We start from the raw sequence: 20,969 nt of genomic DNA, 5'->3' as shown, positions 1-20,969 counted from the left end.
AGACTGATGCTCCCCGCTCCGGGTCAGTCGCGCCAGTCCACAACCGCAGAGATCTTGCCGACAATGGTGCGCCAACCCAAACTTGCGGTTTGTGCCCCGATTTTCTTCAAGCGGCGACGGCCGAGAAAACCACCGATTCCGCCATTGACGGAAGCCCGCAGCGCCTCGTCCAGGTCGTCCAGGCTGGAGCCGGCGGAGAGCATGTCCAGCACGGCTGGTAGCCGCAGGGCGTACGCCAGGTCACGGGCGATCTCACCGGCTTCGATGAGCAACTCGTGGTCCCACGCGTCGTGGCCACCGCGCAGGTTCTCCACCACCAGGTCGAGTTCGTAGGTGTCCTCGTCCAGCGGGGCGATGTCGGCCGGTTCCAGCCGTTCGGACAATTCATTCCAGCTGTCCAGTTGGGACAGGTCGTTGGGCGCGCCGGAGCGGATGAAAGAGACCAATGACTCCGGGGTCTTGAACAGCAGGAGCCGGCCCTTGTGGGTGAGGAAGACCGGCACCTCCTCGTCGCCCGCGGCGTCTTCGTCCTCGTCCTCGTCGTCTTCCTCGGCCTCTTCGTCGTCGTCCTCGGACTCGGCCTTGTCCTCGGCCGCGTCGTCGTCGGCCTTGCCCTTGCGGCGCCCCTTGGCGGCCTTCTCGGCCTTTTCGTCGTCCTCGTCGTCCTCCTCCGCGGAGAGGGCGGCGAACTCCTCGTCGAGGATCACCACCTCCTCGTCGTCCTCGGTCTCGACGACCTGGCGACGGGCCAGGAAGGGGTCGTCCTGGTCGCGCTCGACGACGTCGGTCGGGGTCAGCTCGCGCGCCGGCCGGTACGCCCGCAGCGTGAAACCGGTGCCGGCGGGCAGCGCGATCTCCACCGGGTCGATCCGCACCTCGTCCCAGAGCGCGCGGTTGACCGGCGGGCGGTCCGCCTCGACCTCGTCGGCTGCGGCGGGCGCCTCGGTGTCGTCGAGCTCGGGCTCGTCGGCGTCGGGCCGTTGGGGCGACTGGCGGGCCACGCTGACCTCCGTGTGCGTTCGGTTGCCCACCCGACGGCGTCGCGCCGCCGAGTGACTCTGCGCACATACCCTAGTGGGCGAACCGTTCCGGCCGGGAGCCGCACCCCATGGCGTTCCGGAGACCCGACAAGTAGCGTTGCTACGCATGAAGGCGCAGGCGCTGCACGGACACCTCGACGCGCTGCTGCTCGCCGTGCTGGAACAGGGGCCGCGGCACGGCTACGCGATCATCGAGGCGCTGCGCGCCCGCAGCGGCGGGACGCTGGATCTGCCCACCGGCACCATCTATCCGGCGCTGCGCCGGCTGGAGCGGGCCGGGCTGGTGGCGAGCACGTGGAGCACCGTCAACGGCCGGGAACGCCGCACCTACGAGCTGACCGAGGCCGGTGGCCGGGCGCTGGCCGGGGAGCGGGCCGGCTGGCGCGAGTTCAGCGCCACCGTCGGCCGGTTCCTCGGGGCGGACGGGCCGCCCACGGCGCCGGCCTGACCCCGGCCGACCGAACCGGCCGGGCCGTGGGCCGGCCACTGCGGCCGGCGACTCAGCCGGCCAGCCGCCGCTCGGCGAGCACCCAGCAGCGGGCGGCCCGGACCAGGGCGAACCAGGCCGCCGAGACCACCGTCGCCCCGATGATCATCGGAGGCCAGGTGAGCGCGGCGTCCCACAGCCCGACCGACCAGCCGAACAGCGCGCCCCCGGCGACCACACCGAGCGCCAGGGCGCCGGTCAGACCGAAACCGATCAGCCGGGCAGGACGGACCAGCCGGGGCGACCCCCACCGGGCGGTGAGCGGGCCGACGAGCAACGCGGCCAGGGCCAGCGCGGCGACCACGACCCAGATGACGTCCAGCCCGGCGGAGAGCAGCAGGTAGCTCGCCGGCGGCGGGGGACCGCCGCTCCAGCTCGACCCCTGCCAGGTCAGGTCGCCGGCGGCGATCAGCACCACCGAGATCAGGAGCGTGCGCAGCGCCAGCCCGCGCAGCGCCCCGCTGGCCAGCTCGGCCTGGAACTCCGGCACGAGCTGCCGGTCGCTGCCGAACTCGGCGACCGCCCGCCGCTCCGCCTCCGCGCGCGGCAGGCCCCCCTCCCGGTACGCCTCGACGGCGTCCTCCAGCGCGTGCCGCGTCTCGGTCAGCAGGTCGGTCTTGAGCCGGTCCGGCCCGTACAACCGCCCGGACAACTCGCGCAGCCGCCGGTCGACCACTGCCTCGTCATGGACCCGCATGCGCACAAGCCTGCCATCGAGGACCGGCTGCCGCGTCGGGGAAAACCCCGATCGGATTCAGGGCCGCCCGGCGCACGCGGGGCCGGGGCGCTACGGGGTGATCGCCAGGTAGCCGCGTTCGGCCGTCTGCTGCCGCAGCCACTGCTCCCGGTACCAGCCCGGACGTGCCACCAGCTCGTCGTGCCGGCCGCGTTGCACGACCCGGCCGCCGTCGAGCACCACGATCTCGTCCAGCCCGGCCAGGCCGCTGAGCCGGTGGCTGATCAGCAGCACCGAGTGCCCGGCCGGGGTGGCGGCGAGCGCGGAGTCCAGCACCGCGTCGGCAGCCGCCGGGTCGAGCCCTTCGGTCGGCTCGTCGAGCACCAGCACCGGCGGGGCGGCCAGCAGCGCCCGGGCCAGCGCGAGGCGCTGCCGCTGCCCGCCGGAGAGCTGACCGCCCTGCTCACCGACCACTGTGTCCCAGCCCTCGGGCTGCTCGCGTACCCAGTCCAGCAGGCCGGCCGCCCGGGTGGCGGCGACCAGGTCCGCCTCGGTGGCGTCCGGACGGCCGAGAAGCAGGTTCTCCCGGACGGTGGCGTGGAAGACGTACGCCTCGGCGAGGAGGCCGCCGACCACCCGGGGCAGGCGCTCGTCCGGGATCCCGGCCACCGGCGCGCCGCCGACTGTGACCCGGCCGGCGTCGGGGCGTACCGCGCCGGTGAGCACGGCGGCGAGCGTGCTCTTGCCGGCGCCGCTCGGCCCGACCACCGCCACCCGGCGGCCGGCCGGCAGGTCGAGGTCGAACCCGGCCAGCGCGGGGGCGGCCCCGGCCCGGTAGCGGACCGTCACGTCGGCGAACTCCACGTCGTGGCCGTCGATCGCCGGCTCCGGCTCGCTCCGCGGCGCCGCGGTGGCGGGCTCGGCCAGCAGGTCGGCCACCCGGGCCAGCCCGGTCCGGAGCTGGGCCCGCTGGCGGGCCGCCGCGACGAGCGCGAGGGCCACCTCCACGGCGGCGAGCGACCCGACCGCGAGGACACCCACCAGGACCCCGCCGACCCCGGCCCGCAGCGCGACTGCGACCACCGCGGCGGCGGTGAGGCCACCCACGAGTACGCCAGTCGCGTCCACCGCGAAGCCGGTCGCGGCGAGCCGGCGCTCCAGCCGGGCCAGCCGTCCGGCCCGGCCCTCGGCGGCGGCGAGCGCGGCGCCGGTCGCCCCGAACGCGGCCAGGTCGGCGGCGCCGTGGGTGAGGTCGACCGCGTCCACCGCGAGCGCGCCGCGCAGCGGGGCGACCTCGTCGGCGGCGCGACGGGTGAGCCGGGTGGCGAGCGCGGGCAGCGCCACGCCGGCCACCAGCAGGCCGACCGCGAGCACACCGGCAGCTGGCGGTGAGATCAGCGCGGCGACGCCGACGGCGAGCACGCTGACCACCGCCGCCGCCGCTCCCGGCACTAGTACGCGCAGAAGCAGGTCCTGAGCCGCCTCCACGTCCGACACCAGGCGGCTCAGCGCGTCCCCGGTACGGCGGCCGGCGTCGCGCCGGGCGGCGAGCGTGGCGAACACCCGCGCCCGGACGTCGGTGATCATGCGGAGGACGGCGTCGTGCCCGGCGAGCCGTTCGGTGTACCGCAGCACGCCGCGGCTGACCGCCAGCGCCCGGACCGCGACGATGGCCACCGTCAGCCGGTCCAGCGGCGGGCGGCCGGCCGCGCTCATCAGCAACCAGGTGGCGGTGGCCATCAGCGCCAGGCCGGCGAACTCGGTCGCGGCGGCGAGCAGGCCGGCGCCGAGCAGCCGGCTCAGGTACGGCCCGGCCAGGCGCAGCACCGCCCGCTCGGCGCCGGGCCGGGCGGGGGAGACGGGGATCATCGGGTCACCGCCGGGCCGGTCGGGTGCAGTTCGGTGACGCGGCCGTCCTCGACGCGCAGGATCCGGTCGGCGTCGGCCAGCAGCGCGGGCCGGTGCGCCACGAGCAGCGCGGTACGTCCGGCGACCAGCCGCCGGGTCGCGTCCAGCACCACCGCCTCGCTGGCGCTGTCCAGCCGCGCGGTCGGCTCGTCGAGCAGCACGATCGGCGCGTCCCGCAGGAACGCGCGGGCCAGCGCGACCCGTTGCCGCTGCCCGCTGGACAGGCCGTGGCCGCGCTCGCCGAGCCGGGTGTCCAGCCCGTCGGGCAGCGCGTCCACCACCTCGTCCAGCGCGGCGTCGGCGACCGCGGCGGCCAGCGCGTCGTCAGGGGTGTCCGGGGCGCCGAGGCGGATGTTGTCGGCCAGCGAGCCGGCGAACAGGTGCGCCCGCTGCGGCACCCAGGCCAGCTCACGGCGCCAGGCGTCGAGGTCGACCTCGGCCAGGTCGACGCCGTCGACGGTGACCCGGCCGGAGGTCGGGGTGACGAAGCCCAGCAGCAGGTTCAGCAGCGTGCTCTTGCCCGCGCCGCTGGGCCCGATGACGGCGATCCGGTCACCGGGCCGGACGGTCAGCGTGACGTCGCGCAGCGCGGTGGTCCGGTCGTACGCGACGCTCACGCCCTCGAAGCGGATCTCACCCCGGCCACCCGGCGCCGGACGCCGGGGCTCGGCCGCGGCGGGCGCGCCGGTGTCGGAGAGCGTGAGCGCCTCGTCCAGCGCGGTGAGCCCCTCCATGCTGGCGTGGAACCGGCTGCCCGCGGCCCGCAGCGGCAGGTACGCCTCCGGGGTGAGCAGCAGCACCAGCAGCGCTGTGGAGAGCGTCAGGCCGCCGCCGAGCAGCCGGATGCCGACCGGCACCGCGACGAGCGCGACGGAGAGCGTGGCGACCAGTTCCAGCACCAGCGCGGACAGGAACGCGATCCGCAGCGTCTTCATGGTGGCCTCGCGGTGGCCGTCGGCCATCCGGCGTACCACGTCGACCTGGCCCTTGGACCGGCCGAACGCGCGCAGCGTGGGCAGCCCGGCCACCATGTCGAGGAAGTGCCCGCCGAGCAGCGACAGCCGCCGCCACTGCCGCTCGGTGGCGGCCTGCGCCTGCCAGCCCAGCAGCGCGCCGAAGATCGGGATGAGCGGGATGGTGAGCGCGATGATCAGCGCCGAGCTCCAGTCGGCGAACACGATCCGGGCCAGCACCGCCACCGGCACCGTGACGCTCAGCACGAGCTGCGGCAGGTAGCCGGTGAAGTACGGGTCGAGCGCGTCCAGGCCGCGCCCGGCCAGCGTGGCGAGCTGCCCGGCCCGCTGCCCGGCGACCCAGGTGGGGCCGTGCCGGCCGACCGCGCCCAGCAGGTCGGCGCGCAGCGCCGCCTTGACCGTCGCGGCGGCCCGCGCCGCCACGGTGCCCTGTGCCCAGCTCACCAGCGCCCGCCCGGCGACCGCCGCCACGAACCCGGCCAGCGCCGGCCGGTGCAGCCGCCCGTCGAACGCGGCGGCCAGCAGCGTCGCCAGCGCGGTGGCCTGGGCGATCACCAGCAGCGCGGTCAGGCCGCCCAGCGCCGCGAGCACGGCGAGGTCGCGCCGGGCCGCGGGGACCCGACGCAGCAGACGCGGGTCGAACGGGCGGCGGCTCACCAGTACACCGGTGCCCTGCCGTCGATCCGTCCCCGGAACACCCACCAGCACATCGCCTGAAAGCCTAGTAGGGCCGGCACGAGCGGTAACGCGAGCCATCCCAACAGTGCCAGCGTCGGTCGGCTGGCGGCCGCCTCGGCCACCGTCAGCGAGGCCGCCGGATCGGTGGTGGAGACCAGGATCCGGGGCCAGAGCGCGGCCCCGACCAGCGGCGCGGGCAGCGCCAGCGCCGCCGCGGTCGCCGCGAAGGCGACCCCGGCCCGGCCCCGCCGCAGCGCCGCGCGGGCCGCCAGCAGCACCGCCACGAGCGCCAACGGCAGGAGTACGGCCACAGCCGGGCGCGCCACCGCGGCGCGTACCCGGTCGGAGAGCACGCCCAGGACGGTGGCCGAGGCGACGGCGGTGAGCGCGGCGGGCACCAGGCCGCTCGCCAGCCGGGCCAGGGCCGGGGCGTCGTCGGCCGGCAGCCGCAGCGTGAGGAATGTCGCACCGTGCACCGCTACCAGCGCCAGCAGGGCCAGCGCGGCGGCGGCGACGAACGGGGTGGCGAGATGACCGACACCGACCACGTGCCCCTCCGCGCCGAGCGGCACGCCCTGGAGCAGCCCGCCGAGCACCGCGCCCCAGCCGAGCGCGGCCAGCACGCTGCCGACCACCACCACCCGGCCCCAGCCGGCGCGCGCCGCCTCGGAGGCGGGCCGGCTGCGCAACTGCACCCCGGCGGTCACCAGCACCACCCCGGTCAGCGCGGCGAGCACCGCCGGGTAGAAGCCGGAGAGCAGTTCGCCCTCCAGACGGGGGAACGCGCCGAACAGGATGCCGACGGCGGCCACCAGCCAGACCTCGTTGCCGAGGAAGAACGGCCCGAGCGCGGTGAGCGTGGTCCGGGGTCCCGGCGCCGGGCCGCGCCGGGCCAGCAGCAGGCCGACGCCGTAGTCGTAGCCGCCGAGCACGAGGTACGTGGCGAAGAAGAGGCCGAGCAGGGCGTACCAGGCGAGTTCCACGGGCGGGCTCCCTCAGACGAGCACGGGCTGGTGGTGGGGGTCGGTGTCGGGCGCGGGCGGGCGGCCGAGGGCGGGGTCGTGCGCCCCGCGGGCGGCGTGCCGGGCCAGCAGCGTCCAGTTGGTCACCGCGAGCGCGCCGAGCAGCAGGCTGAACCCGATCAGCGAGGCGAGCATCAGTGCGGGCGAGACCGGTGACACGGCCTGCGCGGTGGGCAGCAGCCCGTACGCCGCCCAGGGCTGGCGGCCCACCTCGCGGGCGATCCAGCCGAGCAGCATCGCCACGAACGGCAGCGGCAGGCCGAGCAGGATCAGCCAGAGCGGGAACCGCAGCCGGATGATCCAGTCGCGCCAGAGCAGCGGCAGCAGCAGCCAGAGGGCGCCGAGCGTGAAACCGATCAGGATCATGAAGCCGAGACCGACGTTGGAGAGCACCGGCGGATCCCAGTCGCCGGGGCCGAACCGCGCGGTCCAGTCGGCGACGAGCGCGTCGCGGTCCGGGCCGCCGCCGAACTTGGTCGGCTGGACCTGCGTGACCGGCCCGAACTGGGCGAAGCCGAAGCCCTGGAGCAGGCTGACCGCTAGGGCCGCGGTGATCAGGCCGAGCCGCAGCGAGGTGCGGAACAGCGCGAAGTCGGTGGTACGCCGCAGCAGGTGCCACGCGCTGACCGCGGCCATCAGCAGGCCGCCGGTGACCAGGCTCGCCGAGACGACGTGGCCGAACGCCATGCCGAACGTGGGATTGGTGAGCAGCGCGCCGAAGTCGGTGAGGTGGGCGACGCCGTCGCGGACCTCGTACCCCACCGGGTTCTGCAGCCAGGCGTTCGCCACCATGATCCAGAACGCCGAGGCGTACGCGGTGATCGCCACGCCCCAGAGCAGCGCCAGGTGTACGCCGCGCCGCAGCCGGTGCCACCCGAAGATCCACATGCCGAGGAACGTGGACTCCAGGAAGAACGCCACGAGCGTCTCGATGGCCAGCGGCGCCCCGAACACGTTGCCGACGTAGCGCGACAGCCCGCTCCAGTTCAGCCCGAACTGGAACTCCATCACGATGCCGGTGGCGATGCCGAGCACGTAGTTGATCACGTAGAGCTGGCCCCAGAACCGGGTCAGCCGCTCGTACACCGGTTTGCCGGTCAGGAAGCCGGCGGTCTGCAGGCCGACCAGGAGCGTGACCAGGCCGATCGTGACCGCCACGAACAGGAAGTGGATCGAGGTGGTGGTGGCGAACTGGAGGCGGGCGAGGAGCAGCGGGTCCACGGACGTCCTCCCACAGGTTGGCTCGCTTGTCGTAGTAAAACTACACGTAGCGGCGCTACCTATAAGGGCCCGCGAACCCGGAGAAGTCCCGTAGGGGACCGGTCAGCTCAGGAACAGGGCGAACGGCAGGGAGACGAGCGTGCCGGCGACGGCCAGCGCCATCGCGCCGAGCACCCGCGGCGGGCGGTCCGCGACGAGCAGCCGCTGCACCCGTACGTCCAGGTCGCGGTCGCCGAGACCGAGCGTGCCGGCCGGTTGCACCCGGTGCTCGGCGGCGGCGAACCGGCGCAGCGCGCCCGCGAGCGGCGCGTCCGCGTGCAGCTCCCGGGCCTTGTCGTCGGCGCGCATCTCCACCAGCAACGCCACCCGTGCGTGCGCGTCCCGCACCCACCGGAACCAGGGCAGCGCCCGGCACAGCGCGGTGAACGGCAGCAGCACCAGATCGTGCCGCTCCTGCGCGTGCGCCCGCTCGTGCGTGAGCACCGCCGCCAGCTCGGCCGGATCGAGCAGGTCGAGCGTGCCCGCGCTCACCACCACCCGGGGCCGCACCCCGGGCAGGCAGTACGCCGCAGCGCTCGGATGGTCGAGCACCAGCGCGCCGGGCACCGTCGGGTCACGCCGGGCCACCAGGTGCAGCAGCTCGCGGTGCCGGCGCTGGGCGCGTACCGCGCCGTGCAGGCTGCGTACCGTCGTGGTGAGCAGCACCGCGCCGATGCCGAGACCGACGCCGACCAGGCTGAGGTGCACCGCGCCCACACCGGCCGGCAGCGTGCCGTGGGCCAGGTCGCTGACGAGGGCCACCAGCGCCCACCCGGTCGCCCGGTCGTAGACGTCGAGGCCCAGCGCCATCGGCAGCCCCATGGCCGACAGGCCGAGCGCCAGCCCGACCGCCTGCCAGCACAGGATCGCCACCCGGGGCGCGCGCCACGTCCAGCGCGCGGCGGCGAGGACCTGCGCCGTCAGCCAGCAGGCCAGAATGGTCGCGGCGAAGTGCAGGGCGTACGCCACGGCGGCCGCCTACCGGTCCGTCGCCTCGTCGAGCGCCGGCCGGCCGGACCGGGGGTCCTCGATCCGGCCGGTCGGACCGTCCTCGACGGTCGCGGGTTCGGTGGCCCCGGCCTCGGCGCCGAGCGCGGCGCGGAGCACGTCCGCCTCCGTGCCGGTCACCGAGCGGGCGAAGCGTACGAGTGCGGCGTCCCGGCTGCCGCCGAGATCGAGGGCTTCGAGCATGAGCTGGGCGATGTACGCCTCACGGGTGGCGGCGGGGCGGTAGCGCCAGGCGCGGCCTTCGCGTTCACGCTGCACCATGCCCTTGCCGGCGAGCCGGTCGAGCACGGTCATGACAGTGGTGTAGGCGAGTTCCCGGCCGTCCAGGGCGTCGGCGACCTCGCGCACCGTCACACCGCCCGAGGCGGCTGGTGCCGCGTCCCACAGCACGTCCATCACCGCACGCTCAAGGTCCCCCAGCCGAGTCACCCGTCAATCCTACCCCCGGTAGTAGATCCCGTCCGCCGGCGCGGTCGTCCTCCCTGGTCAGCGCCAGCTCGGGGAGGTGGTGCGGTCCGGGGCGGGTCGATCCAGCCACCTCGGCGTGCTGGTGTCGATCTTCCCGACCGGGAGCCCGGGCCGTTTCCGGGGAAGCCGGTGTCGACCTTGCCGTTCTCGGGTGGGCGCTCGCCGGCAAGATCGACACAAGTTCGGGGAGGTGGTGCTGTCCGGGGCCGGTTGATGCAGTCACTTCGGGGAGGTGGTGTCGATCTTGCTCGTCCCGGTGCGCACCCTGGTGAAGATCAACGCCGACTCGGCGAGGTGGTGCCGTCCCGGGCTGCTCGATGCAGCCGCTTCAGCCTGCTGGTGTTGATCTTTTCCGTCCCGGGTGGCGCCCCGGGTGAGATCAACACCGACTCGGGGAGGTGGTGCCGTCTAGGGCTAGTTGGTGCAGCTACTTCGAGGGGTGGGTGTTGATTTGTTGGCTTCGGGCGCGCGTCGGGGCAAGGCCAGAGCACTTCGGGGCTCTGGTGTTGATTCTGCTGATCCGGGCGAGTGTCCCGGTCAAGTTCGGCACCAGTTCGGGGAGCTGGCGGTATTCGGGGCGGGTTGATGCGACCACCTCGCCGTGCTGGTGCTGATCTTGAAGCTCGGGGTGGGGGCCCGGACAAGATCCGCACTGGTTCGGGGAGCTGGCGGTATCGGGGTGCGTGGATGCGGCCACCCCGCCGTTCTGGTGTTGATCTTGCTGGCCGGGGTGGGGTGTTGGGGCAAGGTCAACACCGGCTCGGGGAGGTGGTGCCGTCCGGGGCTGGTTGATGTGGCCACATCCGGGGAAATAGTGTTGATCTTGCTCGGTGGGATCGACACCAGTGCGGGAACGGGAAGTGGCGGCAACCCGGGTGGGTGTGCCGCCACTTCGGGCCGGACCGGACTGCCGTCGGTCAGACGCCCTTGGGGTGCCAGACCGTCTTGGTCTCCAGCAGCGTGGTCATCCGGGTGACGCCGGGATCGGCGTGCCAGTCGTGGTCGGCCGGGGCCGGCCGCAGCACCCGCTTGAGGTTCTCCGCGGCCTTGACCTCCAGGTCGGCGGCCAGATCGGCGTCGGCGACGCCGGTCAGGTCGATCGCGTTGACGTCCATGTGCGAGGCGAGCGTCGGCACGGTCTCGGTCAGCCGGCCGGTGAGGATGTTGACCACCCCGCCGGGCAGGTCGGAGGTGGCGAGCACCTCGGCCAGCGTCACCGCCGCCAGCGGCTCGGCCGGGGAGGCGGCCACCACCACCGTGTTGCCGGTGACGATCGCCGGGGCGATCACGCTCACCAGGCCGAGCAGCGCCGGCGTCTCGGGGGCCACCACCGCCACCACGCCCGTCGGCTCCGGCGCCGAGAGGTTGAAGTACGGGCCGGCCACCGGGTTGGCGCCGCCGTACACCTGGGCGATCTTGTCGGACCAGCCCGCGTACCAGACCCAGCGGTCGATCGCGGCGTCCACCTCGTCGGCCGGTACGCCCAGGGCGACGAACTGCTCGCGGCGGCCCTCCAGCATCTCGGCGACCCGGTAGAGGATCTGACCCCTGTTGTACGCGGTCGCCCCGGCCCATCCCTTCACCGCGGCGCGGGCGGCCACTACCGCGTCCCGCGCGTCCTTCCGGGAGGCAAGAGACACGTTCGCCGATTGCACGAGATACGACCGTCCCGACTCGCTGCGCGGGAACTTCCCGCCGATGAAGAGCTTGTACGTCTTGCGTACCGCGACCCGCTCAGACATTGAGGTACCCCTCCAGCCCGTGCCGGCCGCCCTCGCGACCGTAGCCCGACTCCTTGTAGCCGCCGAACGGCGAGGTCGGGTCGAACTTGTTGAACGTGTTGGCCCACACCACGCCCGCGCGCAGCCGGTCGGCCAGCCACAGGATCCGGGAGCCCTTGTCGGTCCAGATCCCGGCCGACAGGCCGTACGGCGTGTTGTTGGCCTTTTCGACGGCCTCCGCCGGGGTGCGGAACGTGAGCACGGACAGCACCGGGCCGAAGATCTCCTCGCGGGCGATCCGGTGCGCCTGGGTGACGCCGGTGAAGATGGTCGGCGCGAACCAGAAGCCGCGCTCGGGCAGCTCGCACGGCGGCGACCAGCGCTCCGCGCCCTCGGCGGACCCGGCGTCGGACAGCTCCCGGATGCGGTCGAGCTGCGCGGCCGAGTTGATCGCGCCGACGTCGGTGTTCTTGTCCAGCGGGTCACCGACGCGGAGCTGGGCCATCCGGCGCTTGAGCGACTCCAGCACCCGGTCGGCCACCGACTCCTGCACCAGCAGCCGGGAACCGGCGCAGCAGACGTGCCCCTGGTTGAAGAAGATGCCGTTGACGATCCCCTCGACGGCCTGGTCGATCGGCGCGTCGTCGAAGACGATGTTCGCGGCCTTGCCACCCAGCTCCAGCGTGAGCTTCTTGCGGGTGCCGGCGACCGAGCGGGCGATGGCGCGGCCGACCTCGGTGGAGCCGGTGAACGCGACCTTGTCCACGCCCGGGTGCTCTACCAGCGCCCGGCCGGTGTCGCCCGCGCCGGTGACGATGTTCACCACACCGGCGGGCAGGTCGGCCTGCTGGCAGATCTCGGCGAACAGCAGCGCGGTGAGCGGGGTGGTCTCGGCCGGCTTGAGCACCACTGTGTTGCCGGCGGCCAGCGCCGGGGCGATCTTCCAGGCCAGCATGAGCAGCGGGAAGTTCCACGGGATGACCTGCGCGGCCACGCCGAGCGGCTTCGGGTCGGGGCCGAAACCCGCGTGCGGAAGCTTGTCCGCCCAGCCCGCGTAGTAGAAGAAGTGCGCGGCGACCAGCGGCAGGTCGACGTCGCGGGACTCCTTGATCGGCTTGCCGTTGTCCAGCGACTCCAGCACGGCCAGCTCGCGCGAGCGCTCCTGGATGATCCGGGCGATCCGGAACAGGTACTTGGCCCGGTCCCGGCCCGGCATCGGACCCCAGACCTTCTCGTACGCGGTCCGGGCGGCGCGTACCGCGCGGTCCACGTCGTCGGCGCCGGCCTCGGCGATCTCGGCGAGCACCTCCTCGGAGGCCGGGTTCACCGACTTGAAGCTGCCGCCGGAGGCCGGGTCGACGAACGCGCCGTCGACGAAGAGCCCGTACGAGGGCTTGATGTCCACCACCGAGCGGGACTCGGGGGCGGGTGCGTATTCGAACATCGCGTTCAGTCCAGGGTGAAGTAGTCGGGGCCGGCGTACACGCCGGTCGTCAGCTTGGTGCGCTGCATGAGCAGGTCGTTGAGCAGGCTCGACGCGCCGAACCGGAACCAGTCCGGGCTCAGCCAGTCGGCGCCCACCGTCTCGTTGACCATGACCAGGTACTTGATCGCGTCCTTGGTGGTCTTGATGCCACCGGCCGGCTTGACGCCGACCTGACGCCCGGTGGCGGCGCGGAAGTCGCGGACCGCCTCCAGCATCACCAGCGTCACCGGCAGGGTCGCCGCGACCGGCACCTTGCCGGTGGAGGTCTTGATGAAGTCGCCGCCGGCCAGCATGGCGAGCCAGGAGGCGCGCCGCACGTTGTCGTAGGTGGCCAGCTCGCCGGTCTCCAGGATCACCTTGAGGTGGGCGTCCCCGCACGCTTCCTTGGTGGCCACGATCTCGTCGTAGACCTCGGCGTAGCGCCCGGCCAGGAACGCGCCCCGGTTGATCACCATGTCGATCTCGTCCGCGCCGGCCTCGACGGCCGCCCGCACGTCGGCGAGCTTGATCTCCAGCGGGGCCTGCCCGGACGGGAACGCGGTCGCCACGCTGGCCAGGTGCACACCGCTGCCGCGCAGCACCTCGGCCACGTACGGGACCATCGACGGGTAGACGCAGACGGCGCCGACGTGCGGGCAGCTCGGGTCGGCCGGGTCGGGGCGCAGTGCCTTCGCGGCCAGCGCCCGTACCTTGCCCGGCGTGTCAGCGCCTTCCAGGGTGGTCAGGTCGACCATCCGGATCGCCAGGTCGATCGCCTCGGCCTTCGCCGTGGTCTTGATGGAGCGGGTGCCGAGCTGTGCCGCCCGCTGCTCCGCGCCGACCTGGTCCACGCCGGGCAGGCCGTGCAGGAAGGTCCGCAGAGCGGTCTCGGATCGTCCCAGCTCGGAGAGATCCGACCGGGCCGACGTCGTTGTCGCCGTCATGCCCCGAATAGTACGCACTAGCGAGTCCTGTGATCTTGGTCACGGTGGACGGGTTGCGAGCGTCGTACGTGAGCGGGGTCGCTGGTCGGGCCGCACCCACCGTGCGCCCGGCCGCGGAGCGGTAGGTTGAGCGATCGTGGACGTAACCGTCATTGACCATCCGCTCGCCCAGACGCGGCTGACCGCCATGCGGGACGCCCGGACCGACTCGTCGTCGTTCCGGGCCGCGCTGCGCGAACTCACCACCATGCTGGTGTACGAGGCCGCGCGCTCCTTCCCGGTCGAGAAGTACTCGATCCAGACTCCGGTCACCGCCACCGAAGGCAGCCGGCTGGCGAACCCGCCGCTGCTGGTGCCGGTGCTGCGGGCCGGTCTCGGCATGGCCGACGCCGCACTCGGCCTGCTGCCCGAGTCGTCGATGGGCTTCGTCGGCCTGGCCCGCGACGAGGAGACGTACGAGCCTCGCGCGTACATGGAGTCGCTGCCGCGCGACCTCAGCGGCCTGCCGGTGCTGGTGCTCGACCCGATGCTCGCCACCGGCGGCTCGCTGGAGCACTGCTGCCGGCTGCTCGCCGACCGTGGCTGCACCGACATCACAGTGCTCTGCGTGCTGGCCGCGCCGGTCGGCATCGAGCGGCTGGAGCGGTCCGGCCTGCCGTTGCGCCTGGTCACCGCCTCGATCGACGAGGGTCTCAACGACCGGATGTTCATCGTCCCCGGCCTCGGTGACGCCGGTGACCGCCAGTTCGGCGGCATGCCCCGTTTCTGATGCCGGTCCCGGTGCGGAGGGTCGGCCCTCCGCACCGGGAACCGGACTGCCCCGGCGAGTTGGTGCGCGGGGGTGCGGGGAGGCGCTAGCGTTCCGGGCCATGACTGGTGTTGCGCTCGCCGAAGAGCTGCTGCTCCTCGCGTACGACGACGAAACCGGCAAGGCCACCATGCCGCGGATCAGCCTTGACCTGGGCATGGCCGCCGCGGTGCTGGTCGAGCTGGCCCTGGCCGGACGGCTCGCGTACGCGGACGGGAACCTGGCGGTGATCGATCCGGCGCCGACCGGTGAGCCGATCGCCGACGCCGTACTCGCCAAGGTCGCCGCAGAGACCCCGCATACACCCTCGTCCTGGGTGCAGCGGCTGCGGCACGGGCTGCGCGACCGGATCCTCACCGACCTGTGCGGGCGGGGCGTGGTCCGGGACGTGGAGGAGACCGAGCTGGACTTCATCCACGTGCACCGCTACCCGGTGGCGGACCCCTCGGTCGAGGCGGACATCCGGCAGCGCCTGGCCGACGCGCTGACCAGCGGGCAACTCCCCGACGAGCGGACCGCCGCGCTCGCCACGCTCGTCGCGGTGCTGCGGATGGAGCCGGCGCTCGGGCTCACCGGTCCGGCCGCCGAGGACGCCGGGCGCCGCCTGGAGGAGATCGCCGCGGGCGCCGGGTTCTCCGGCACGGTGAGCCTGGACGACAGCGTGGTGCGCCCCTCGATCAGCCTGGTCATCGCCGCGCTGGGCCAGGCCGTCGACGCCGCCCTGGGCAAGCGGTAAGGAAGGGCCCCCTCTTAACGCCTCCGGTAGAGGAAGGGCCCCTTCTTAACGCCAGGCGTTAAGAAGGGGCCCTTCCTTACATCCGGTCAGAGGCCGAGGGCGGCGGCGATCTCGTTGCGCAGCTCGGTGACCGCGGCACGCGCGCGCTGCCGGGCCGTCGGCACGTCGCCGCCGGTCACCGGCTCCACCACCTCCAGGTACGCCTTGAGCTTCGGCTCGGTGCCGGAGGGCCGGATCACCACCCGGGCCGCGCCGGTACGCAGGATCACCACGTCCGCGTCGGGGAGTAGGTCGGACGCCTCGGTCACCGGCTGCCCGAGCAGGGTGGCCGGGGTGGCCGCCCGGATCCGCGCCATCGAGTCCGCGATGACCCGCAGGTCCTCCACCCGGACCGAGAGCTGCTCGGTGTGGTGCACGCCGAACTCGGCGGCCAGCTCGTCCAGCCGGTCGAGGAGCGTACGGCCCTCCGCCTTGAGACCGGCGGCCAGCTCGGCGACGGTGAGCGCGGCGGTGATGCCGTCCTTGTCGCGGACGTGCTCGGGCGCGACGCAGTAGCCGAGCGCCTCCTCGTAGCCGTACGCCAGCGGCTCCCGGCCGCCGCCGGCCCGGACGATCCACTTGAACCCGGTGAGCGTCTCGTCGTAGGGCAGCCCTCGGGCCGCCGCCATGGCCCGCAGCAGCGCCGAGGACACGATCGTGGTGGCGTACAGGCCGGTCACGCCGCGTCGCATCAGATGATCGGCGAGCAGCGCGCCCACTTCGTCGCCGCGCAGCATCCGCCAGGACCCGGCATCGCGTACCGCCACCGCGCAGCGGTCCGCGTCCGGGTCGTTGGCGACGGCGAGGTCCGCGCCGGTGCGGTCGGCGAGCGCGACCAGCAGGTCCACCGCGCCCGGCTCCTCCGGGTTGGGGAAGCTGACGGTCGGGAACGCCGGGTCCGGCTCGGCCTGCTCCGGCACCACGCCCGGCACCCCGAACCCGGCGCGCGCGAACGCGGCGGTCAGCACGGCGCCGCCCACCCCGTGCAGCGGCGTGTACGCCACCTTCAGGTCCCGCGGCCCGGTCGGGTCCACCACGGCGGCGGCCCGTTCCACGTACGTGGTCACCAGGTCGTCGCCGAGCATCTGCCCGGCCGGTCCGAGCGGCACCTCGGCGAGCGGGCCGACGGCCCGGATGGCCGCCTCGATGCCGGCGTCGGCGGGCGGCACGATCTGCGCCCCTGCGCCCAGCTCACCGCCGAGCTGCGCGCCCAGGTAGACCTTGTAGCCGTTGTCCTGGGGCGGGTTGTGGCTGGCGGTCACCATCACCCCGGCGACCGCGCCGAGCTGCCGTACCGCGAACGCCAGCACCGGCGTGGGCAGCGGCCCGGGCAGCAGCAGCGCCGGGCGGCCCGCCCCGGTGGCCACCTGCGCGGTGCGCTCGGCGAACGCACGCGAGCCGCGGCGGGCGTCGTACCCGATCACCAGCGGGCCCTCGCCGCCCTGTGCGGCGAGCCAGCGGACGAGCCCGGCGGCGGCCTGGGTGACCACGGCGAGGTTCATGCCGTTCGGCCCGGCGCGCAGCGGGCCGCGCAGCCCGGCGGTGCCGAACGTCAGCGGGCCGGCGAACCGGTCGGCCAGGTCGGCCGCCGTGTCGGGCAGCCCGTCGAGGACGGCGCGCAGCTCTTCGCGGTCGGCCGGGTCGGGGTCGTCGGCGAGCCAGCGCTCGGCTCGGACGCGAAGGTCGTCAAGGTCAGTGGTTTCCGCCGCCATTGCCTCTTGATAGCACGGCGGCGGATCACCACTGGCCGTCGGCCTCGACTCAGTTCGCCTCGGTGAGCTGGAACGAGCCGACCATCGCGTCGAAGATCGGCTTGCTCTCCGCGAACCGCGCGTCGGTCGAGGAGAGGTAGAACGAGTAGACCTTGCCGTCCTTGACCAAGCCCCGCCAGATGCCGTGGCGCATGGACTCGCCCTCGCCGCAGGTGTATTCGAGCTGACCCGCGGTCTGCCCGGCGAGCGGCTGCTCGGAGACCGAGATCTCGGTGTAGGGGGCGGGGCAGGACTTGCTCTTGGCGCTGTTCTTGTTCAGGTTCCGCGAGGCGAACTCGGCCCAGCTGATCGAGGTGCCGCCCCACGGCTCGGCGATCACCCGGACCTTGCGGCCCTCGTCGGCCGGGTCGACGTAGTCGACGTAGAGGCCGCCGGTCTGCCGCTGCCAGCCCTTCGGCACCTGGATGGTCACGCCCTTGACGGTCTGCTCCTGCATCTCGGGCGCGGCGGCGGCCGAGTTCGACGGCAGCGTGCCCACGATCGGCGGTGGCGTCTCGTCGCCGCCGCTGGTCAGCGCGATCACGCTCACCAGCAGCACCACTGCGAGGCCACCGGCGGCCGCGAGCTGGACCTTGCGCGGCCACGCCTTGATCCGGCCGAGGAAGCCCTTGGCCGGGCCGAGCGCGCCGCCGCCACCGGCGGCCGGCGCGGTGGCCGCTGTGGTCCACGGCTGGCCGGTGCCGGGCACCGACCACTGGTTGCCGCCGCCGTACACCGGCTGGGTGGCGTCGGCGGCACGGCCGTAGACCGGCCGGGTGGTCGGCACCTGCTGGGTGGCGTCCGCCCCGGCGCCCTGGCCGAGCCGGACCGTGGCGTCCGGCGAGATGCGCTGGGTGGCCTCGGGCCCGGACATCGCGCCGGTCGGGGTGTGCAGCGGGCCGGCCAGCGCGTCCGCGCTGGTCTCGTCCAGCGCGGCGTCGCCCGCCGCCGCCTTCTCGCCCGTGGGCCGCTCCCCGCGGCGCAGCGCGGCGAGCCGGTCGGTCAGCGACTCCTCGGGGCCGATCATGGCCCGGCCGCCGATCTGGCCGCCCGGCTTCGGCTCGGCCGCGATGGCCGACGGCGTGGTCGGGCGCGGCACCGGCACCACCGCGTACGGGTCGGTGACCGAGTTGACGGCGGTGGCGGTGCTGGTCAGCGGCCCGGCGAGCAGTTCGCGCAGGTTGGCGCGGGCCCGGTGCACGTCCATCCGGCGGGCCGGGTCCTTCTCCAGCAGCCCCATCAGCACGCCGGTGAGCGGGCCGCTGCGCTGCGGCGTGGCGGGCGGGTCCTCGACCACTGCGTGCATGGTCTCGATCGGGTCGCCCTTGTCGAACGGGGGACGGCCCTCGACAGCTGTGTAGAGCGTCACACCGAGCGAGAACAGGTCGCTGGGCGGCCCGAACTCCTGGCCCATGGCCCGCTCGGGGGAGATGAAGTGGGGCGAGCCGAGCACCATGCCCGGCGTGGTGAGCTGCACGTCGGTGGGCATCCGGGCGACGCCGAAGTCGGTGAGCACGCAGCGGCCGTCGGAGCAGATCAGCACGTTGGCGGGCTTGACGTCGCGGTGCAGCACGCCGATGGCGTGCGCCACCTCGAGCGCGCCGAGCAGCGCGATCCCGATCTTGGCGACCGCGCGCGGCGCGACCGGCCCGTCCTCGATCACCATGTCGGCGAGGCTGCGGGCGTCCAGCAACTCCATCACGATCCATGGCCGGCCGCCCTCGGTGACCACGTCGTAGACCTGCACCACCGCCGGGTGCTGGATCGCGGCGGCGGCGCGGGCCTCCCGCAGCGTCCGTTCGTAGAGCGCGTCGCGGTCGCTCGGGGCGAGCCCCGGCGGGAGGACGACCTCCTTGACCGCCACGTCACGGCGCAGCAATGTGTCTGTGGCCCGCCAGACCGTGCCCATGCCTCCGTTGCCCACGGGGGAGCGCAGCGAGTAGCGACCACCGATGGTGGTGCCGGGCGCCGCGCGTCCCGTGGGGGGACTGGCCGGTCCGCCGCTCCACGTCGGAATCTGAGTCACAGAAAAGCCACCGGGGGATATCGAGGGGGCTGGGACACAACCCCTCTATCTTGCTGGTTCCGACGCCCGATGCGAAACCCGACGCGGCGGGCGTTTACCTACTCGACGGTATGTGTCCGGTCGCTCACCTCCGGTGGTTCGCCGTGGCCAGGTGTGCGGTATCCCTCACCCACCAGGCGGTCAGCGCGTCCTACCATCCGGTAATGAGCGATGCGCGGTCAAGCGAGTCGGGTTTCCCGATCCAGGGCCTCTATACGGCGGCAGACCTTCCGGCGGACCTGGAGGACCGGCTGGGCGAGCCGGGTGAGTTCCCGTACACCCGCGGGGTCTACCCGACGATGTACACCTCCCGGCCGTGGACGATGCGACAGTACGCCGGCTTCGGCACCGCGACCGAGAGCAACGCGCGGTACCACCAGTTGCTGGGCGCCGGGACGATGGGCCTGTCCGTCGCGTTCGACCTGCCCACCCAGATGGGGTACGACTCGGACGACCCGATCGCACACGGCGAGGTGGGCAAGGTCGGTGTCGCCATCGACTCCATCGAGGACATGCGCACGCTGTTCGGCGGCATCCCGCTGGACAAGGTCTCCACCTCGATGACCATCAACGCGCCCGGCTCGGTGCTGCTGCTGCTCTACCAGCTCGTGGCCGAGGAGAACGGCGTGCCGGGGGCGGCGCTCAACGGCACGATCCAGAACGACATCCTCAAGGAGTACATCGCCCGGGGGACGTACATCTACCCGCCGAAGCCCTCGCTGCGGCTGGTCGCGGACACCTTCGCCTACTGCCGGGCCGAGGTGCCGAAGTGGAACACCATCTCGATCTCCGGCTACCACATGGCCGAGGCCGGCGCCTCGCCCGCGCAGGAGGTCGCGTTCACGCTCGCCAACGGCGTGGAGTACGTCCGCGCGGCGCTCGCCGCCGGGCTCGCAGTGGACGACTTCGCGCCCCGCCTGTCGTTCTTCTTCGTGGCCCGTACGACGCTGCTGGAGGAGGTCGCGAAGTTCCGCGCGGCCCGGCGGATCTGGGCCCGGCTGATGCGCGACGAGTTCGGCGCGAAGAACCCGAAGTCGATGATGCTGCGGTTCCACACCCAGACCGCCGGCGTGCAGCTCACCGCCCAGCAGCCGGAGGTGAACCTGGTCCGGGTGGCGGTGCAGGGCCTCGGCGCGGTCCTCGGCGGCACCCAGTCGCTGCACACAAACAGCTTCGACGAGGCGATCGCGCTGCCCACCGAGAAGGCGGCCCGGCTGGCGCTGCGGACCCAGCAGGTGCTGGCGTACGAGACGGACCTGACCGCCACCGTCGACCCGTTCGCCGGGTCGTACGTGGTGGAGGCGATGACCGCCGAGGTGGAGGCGGCGGCCACCGAGCTGATGGACCGGGTCTTCGACCACGGTTCGGCGGTGGACGCGATCGAGGCCGGTTTCCAGAAGCGGGAGATCGAGCAGTCCGCGTACCGGATCGCCCAGGAGATCGACTCGGGTGAGCGGGTGGTGGTCGGCCTCAACCGGTTCCAGATCGACGAGGAGGAGCCGTACGAGCCGCTGCGGGTGGACCCGACCATCGAGGCGGCGCAGGGGGAGCGGCTGGCCCGGCTGCGCGCCGAGCGTGACTCCGGCGCGGTGGAGCGGGCGCTGGCGGAGCTGCGTGCCGCCGCCGAGGGCGACGCCAACGTGCTCTACCCGATGAAGGAGGCGCTGCGCGCCCGGGCCACCGTCGGCGAGGTCTGCGGCACGCTGCGCGAGGTGTGGGGGATCTACCGGCCGAGCGATCGGTTCTGACGGCTTTTCGACGGCGGTCCCGTCGGCGCACCCAGGTGCCCGGCGTGGGCCGCCGTCGTGCGTCCGGTAGCGGGCTGACCTGGGCGGACCGGGCCGGTGAGGCGTACCGTTGGTCCCCTTCCGGGCGACGGCGCCCGGCCGGTCACGGCGGGTTGCCGGGCGGTGGCGTCC

At 73.6% G+C, this 20,969-nt stretch carries 17 protein-coding genes; 4 read left to right on the top strand and 13 right to left on the bottom strand.

Going from position 1 to position 20,969, the window contains the following annotated elements; translation table 11 throughout:
* Window positions 1-23: 23 nt before the first annotated feature.
* Window positions 24-1,031: a DNA primase gene (locus tag AMK25_RS01245; RefSeq protein ID WP_073825226.1), complete on the bottom strand. Its 1,008-nt coding sequence runs from the start codon at window positions 1,029-1,031 to the stop codon at window positions 24-26.
* Window positions 1,032-1,146: 115 nt separating this feature from the next.
* Here AMK25_RS01245 and AMK25_RS01240 point away from each other — a divergent pair, with 115 nt between their 5' ends.
* A complete protein-coding gene (locus AMK25_RS01240) occupies window positions 1,147-1,488 on the top strand; it encodes a PadR family transcriptional regulator (RefSeq protein WP_073825223.1) in 342 nt (113 codons plus the stop codon).
* A 52-nt stretch (window positions 1,489-1,540) separates the two neighbouring features.
* On the opposite strand, the gene AMK25_RS01235 is transcribed toward AMK25_RS01240, so the two are convergent.
* The 10 genes from AMK25_RS01235 to deoC form a co-directional block, all read right to left on the bottom strand.
* Window positions 1,541-2,224: a permease prefix domain 1-containing protein gene (locus AMK25_RS01235; protein WP_073825219.1), complete on the bottom strand. Its 684-nt coding sequence runs from the start codon at window positions 2,222-2,224 to the stop codon at window positions 1,541-1,543.
* Between the two features lie 90 nt (window positions 2,225-2,314).
* The gene (gene cydC, locus AMK25_RS01230; protein WP_073825216.1) at window positions 2,315-4,072 is read right to left on the bottom strand and encodes a thiol reductant ABC exporter subunit CydC; all 1,758 of its coding nucleotides are present in this window, start codon (window positions 4,070-4,072) and stop codon (window positions 2,315-2,317) included.
* The gene (cydD, locus tag AMK25_RS01225) at window positions 4,069-5,742 is read right to left on the bottom strand and encodes a thiol reductant ABC exporter subunit CydD (RefSeq protein ID WP_073825213.1); all 1,674 of its coding nucleotides are present in this window, start codon (window positions 5,740-5,742) and stop codon (window positions 4,069-4,071) included. The genes cydC and cydD overlap by 4 nt, the downstream gene beginning before the upstream one ends.
* Complete coding sequence (locus AMK25_RS01220) at window positions 5,739-6,746, bottom strand: cytochrome d ubiquinol oxidase subunit II (protein WP_073825210.1); 1,008 nt, start codon at window positions 6,744-6,746, stop codon at window positions 5,739-5,741. The genes cydD and AMK25_RS01220 overlap by 4 nt, the downstream gene beginning before the upstream one ends.
* Before the next feature lie 12 nt (window positions 6,747-6,758).
* Window positions 6,759-8,006 carry a cytochrome ubiquinol oxidase subunit I gene (locus tag AMK25_RS01215; protein ID WP_073825207.1) on the bottom strand — a complete coding sequence of 416 codons (1,248 nt, stop codon included), beginning with the start codon at window positions 8,004-8,006 and terminating at the stop codon, window positions 6,759-6,761.
* 102 nt (window positions 8,007-8,108) lie between these two features.
* Entirely contained in the window at window positions 8,109-9,014 is a 906-nt protein-coding gene (locus AMK25_RS01210; RefSeq protein ID WP_073825204.1) for a M56 family metallopeptidase, read from the bottom strand.
* 9 nt (window positions 9,015-9,023) lie between these two features.
* On the bottom strand, window positions 9,024-9,482 hold the full coding sequence (locus AMK25_RS01205) for a BlaI/MecI/CopY family transcriptional regulator (protein ID WP_073825200.1): 459 nt from the start codon (window positions 9,480-9,482) through the stop codon (window positions 9,024-9,026).
* Between the two features lie 956 nt (window positions 9,483-10,438).
* Window positions 10,439-11,263, bottom strand: a complete 825-nt coding sequence (locus AMK25_RS01200; protein WP_073825197.1) for an aldehyde dehydrogenase family protein — start codon at window positions 11,261-11,263, stop codon at window positions 10,439-10,441.
* A complete protein-coding gene (locus AMK25_RS01195) occupies window positions 11,256-12,686 on the bottom strand; it encodes an aldehyde dehydrogenase family protein (protein ID WP_073825193.1) in 1,431 nt (476 codons plus the stop codon). Before AMK25_RS01195 ends, AMK25_RS01200 begins: the two co-directional genes overlap by 8 nt.
* 5 nt (window positions 12,687-12,691) lie before the next feature.
* The gene (gene deoC / locus AMK25_RS01190) at window positions 12,692-13,651 is read right to left on the bottom strand and encodes a deoxyribose-phosphate aldolase (protein WP_030501215.1); all 960 of its coding nucleotides are present in this window, start codon (window positions 13,649-13,651) and stop codon (window positions 12,692-12,694) included.
* Between the two features lie 136 nt (window positions 13,652-13,787).
* On the opposite strand from deoC, the gene upp reads away from it, so the two are divergent.
* Window positions 13,788-14,420 carry a uracil phosphoribosyltransferase gene (gene upp / locus AMK25_RS01185; RefSeq protein WP_073825190.1) on the top strand — a complete coding sequence of 211 codons (633 nt, stop codon included), beginning with the start codon at window positions 13,788-13,790 and terminating at the stop codon, window positions 14,418-14,420.
* A gap of 100 nt (window positions 14,421-14,520) precedes the next feature.
* Entirely contained in the window at window positions 14,521-15,195 is a 675-nt protein-coding gene (locus AMK25_RS01180; RefSeq protein ID WP_073825187.1) for a GOLPH3/VPS74 family protein, read from the top strand.
* Between the two features lie 86 nt (window positions 15,196-15,281).
* Here the strand turns inward: AMK25_RS01180 and AMK25_RS01175 are convergent, their stop codons facing one another.
* Window positions 15,282-16,946 (bottom strand): phospho-sugar mutase, encoded by a 1,665-nt coding sequence (locus AMK25_RS01175; protein ID WP_073825185.1) that lies wholly within the window; start codon window positions 16,944-16,946, stop codon window positions 15,282-15,284.
* A gap of 49 nt (window positions 16,947-16,995) precedes the next feature.
* Window positions 16,996-19,011 carry a serine/threonine-protein kinase gene (locus tag AMK25_RS01170; RefSeq protein WP_073825181.1) on the bottom strand — a complete coding sequence of 672 codons (2,016 nt, stop codon included), beginning with the start codon at window positions 19,009-19,011 and terminating at the stop codon, window positions 16,996-16,998.
* A gap of 203 nt (window positions 19,012-19,214) precedes the next feature.
* Between AMK25_RS01170 and AMK25_RS01165 the strand changes: the two genes are divergently transcribed.
* Window positions 19,215-20,798: an acyl-CoA mutase large subunit family protein gene (locus AMK25_RS01165; RefSeq protein ID WP_073825177.1), complete on the top strand. Its 1,584-nt coding sequence runs from the start codon at window positions 19,215-19,217 to the stop codon at window positions 20,796-20,798.
* Window positions 20,799-20,969 lie beyond the last annotated feature (171 nt).

Origin of the sequence: Micromonospora sp. TSRI0369 (genome assembly GCF_001905625.1) — a bacterium.
GTDB classification, from domain to species: Bacteria; Actinomycetota; Actinomycetes; order Mycobacteriales; family Micromonosporaceae; genus Micromonospora; species Micromonospora echinospora_A.
The sequence above is the reverse complement of the archived record's forward strand: the minus strand, read 5'-3'. Positions and strand labels throughout refer to the sequence as shown.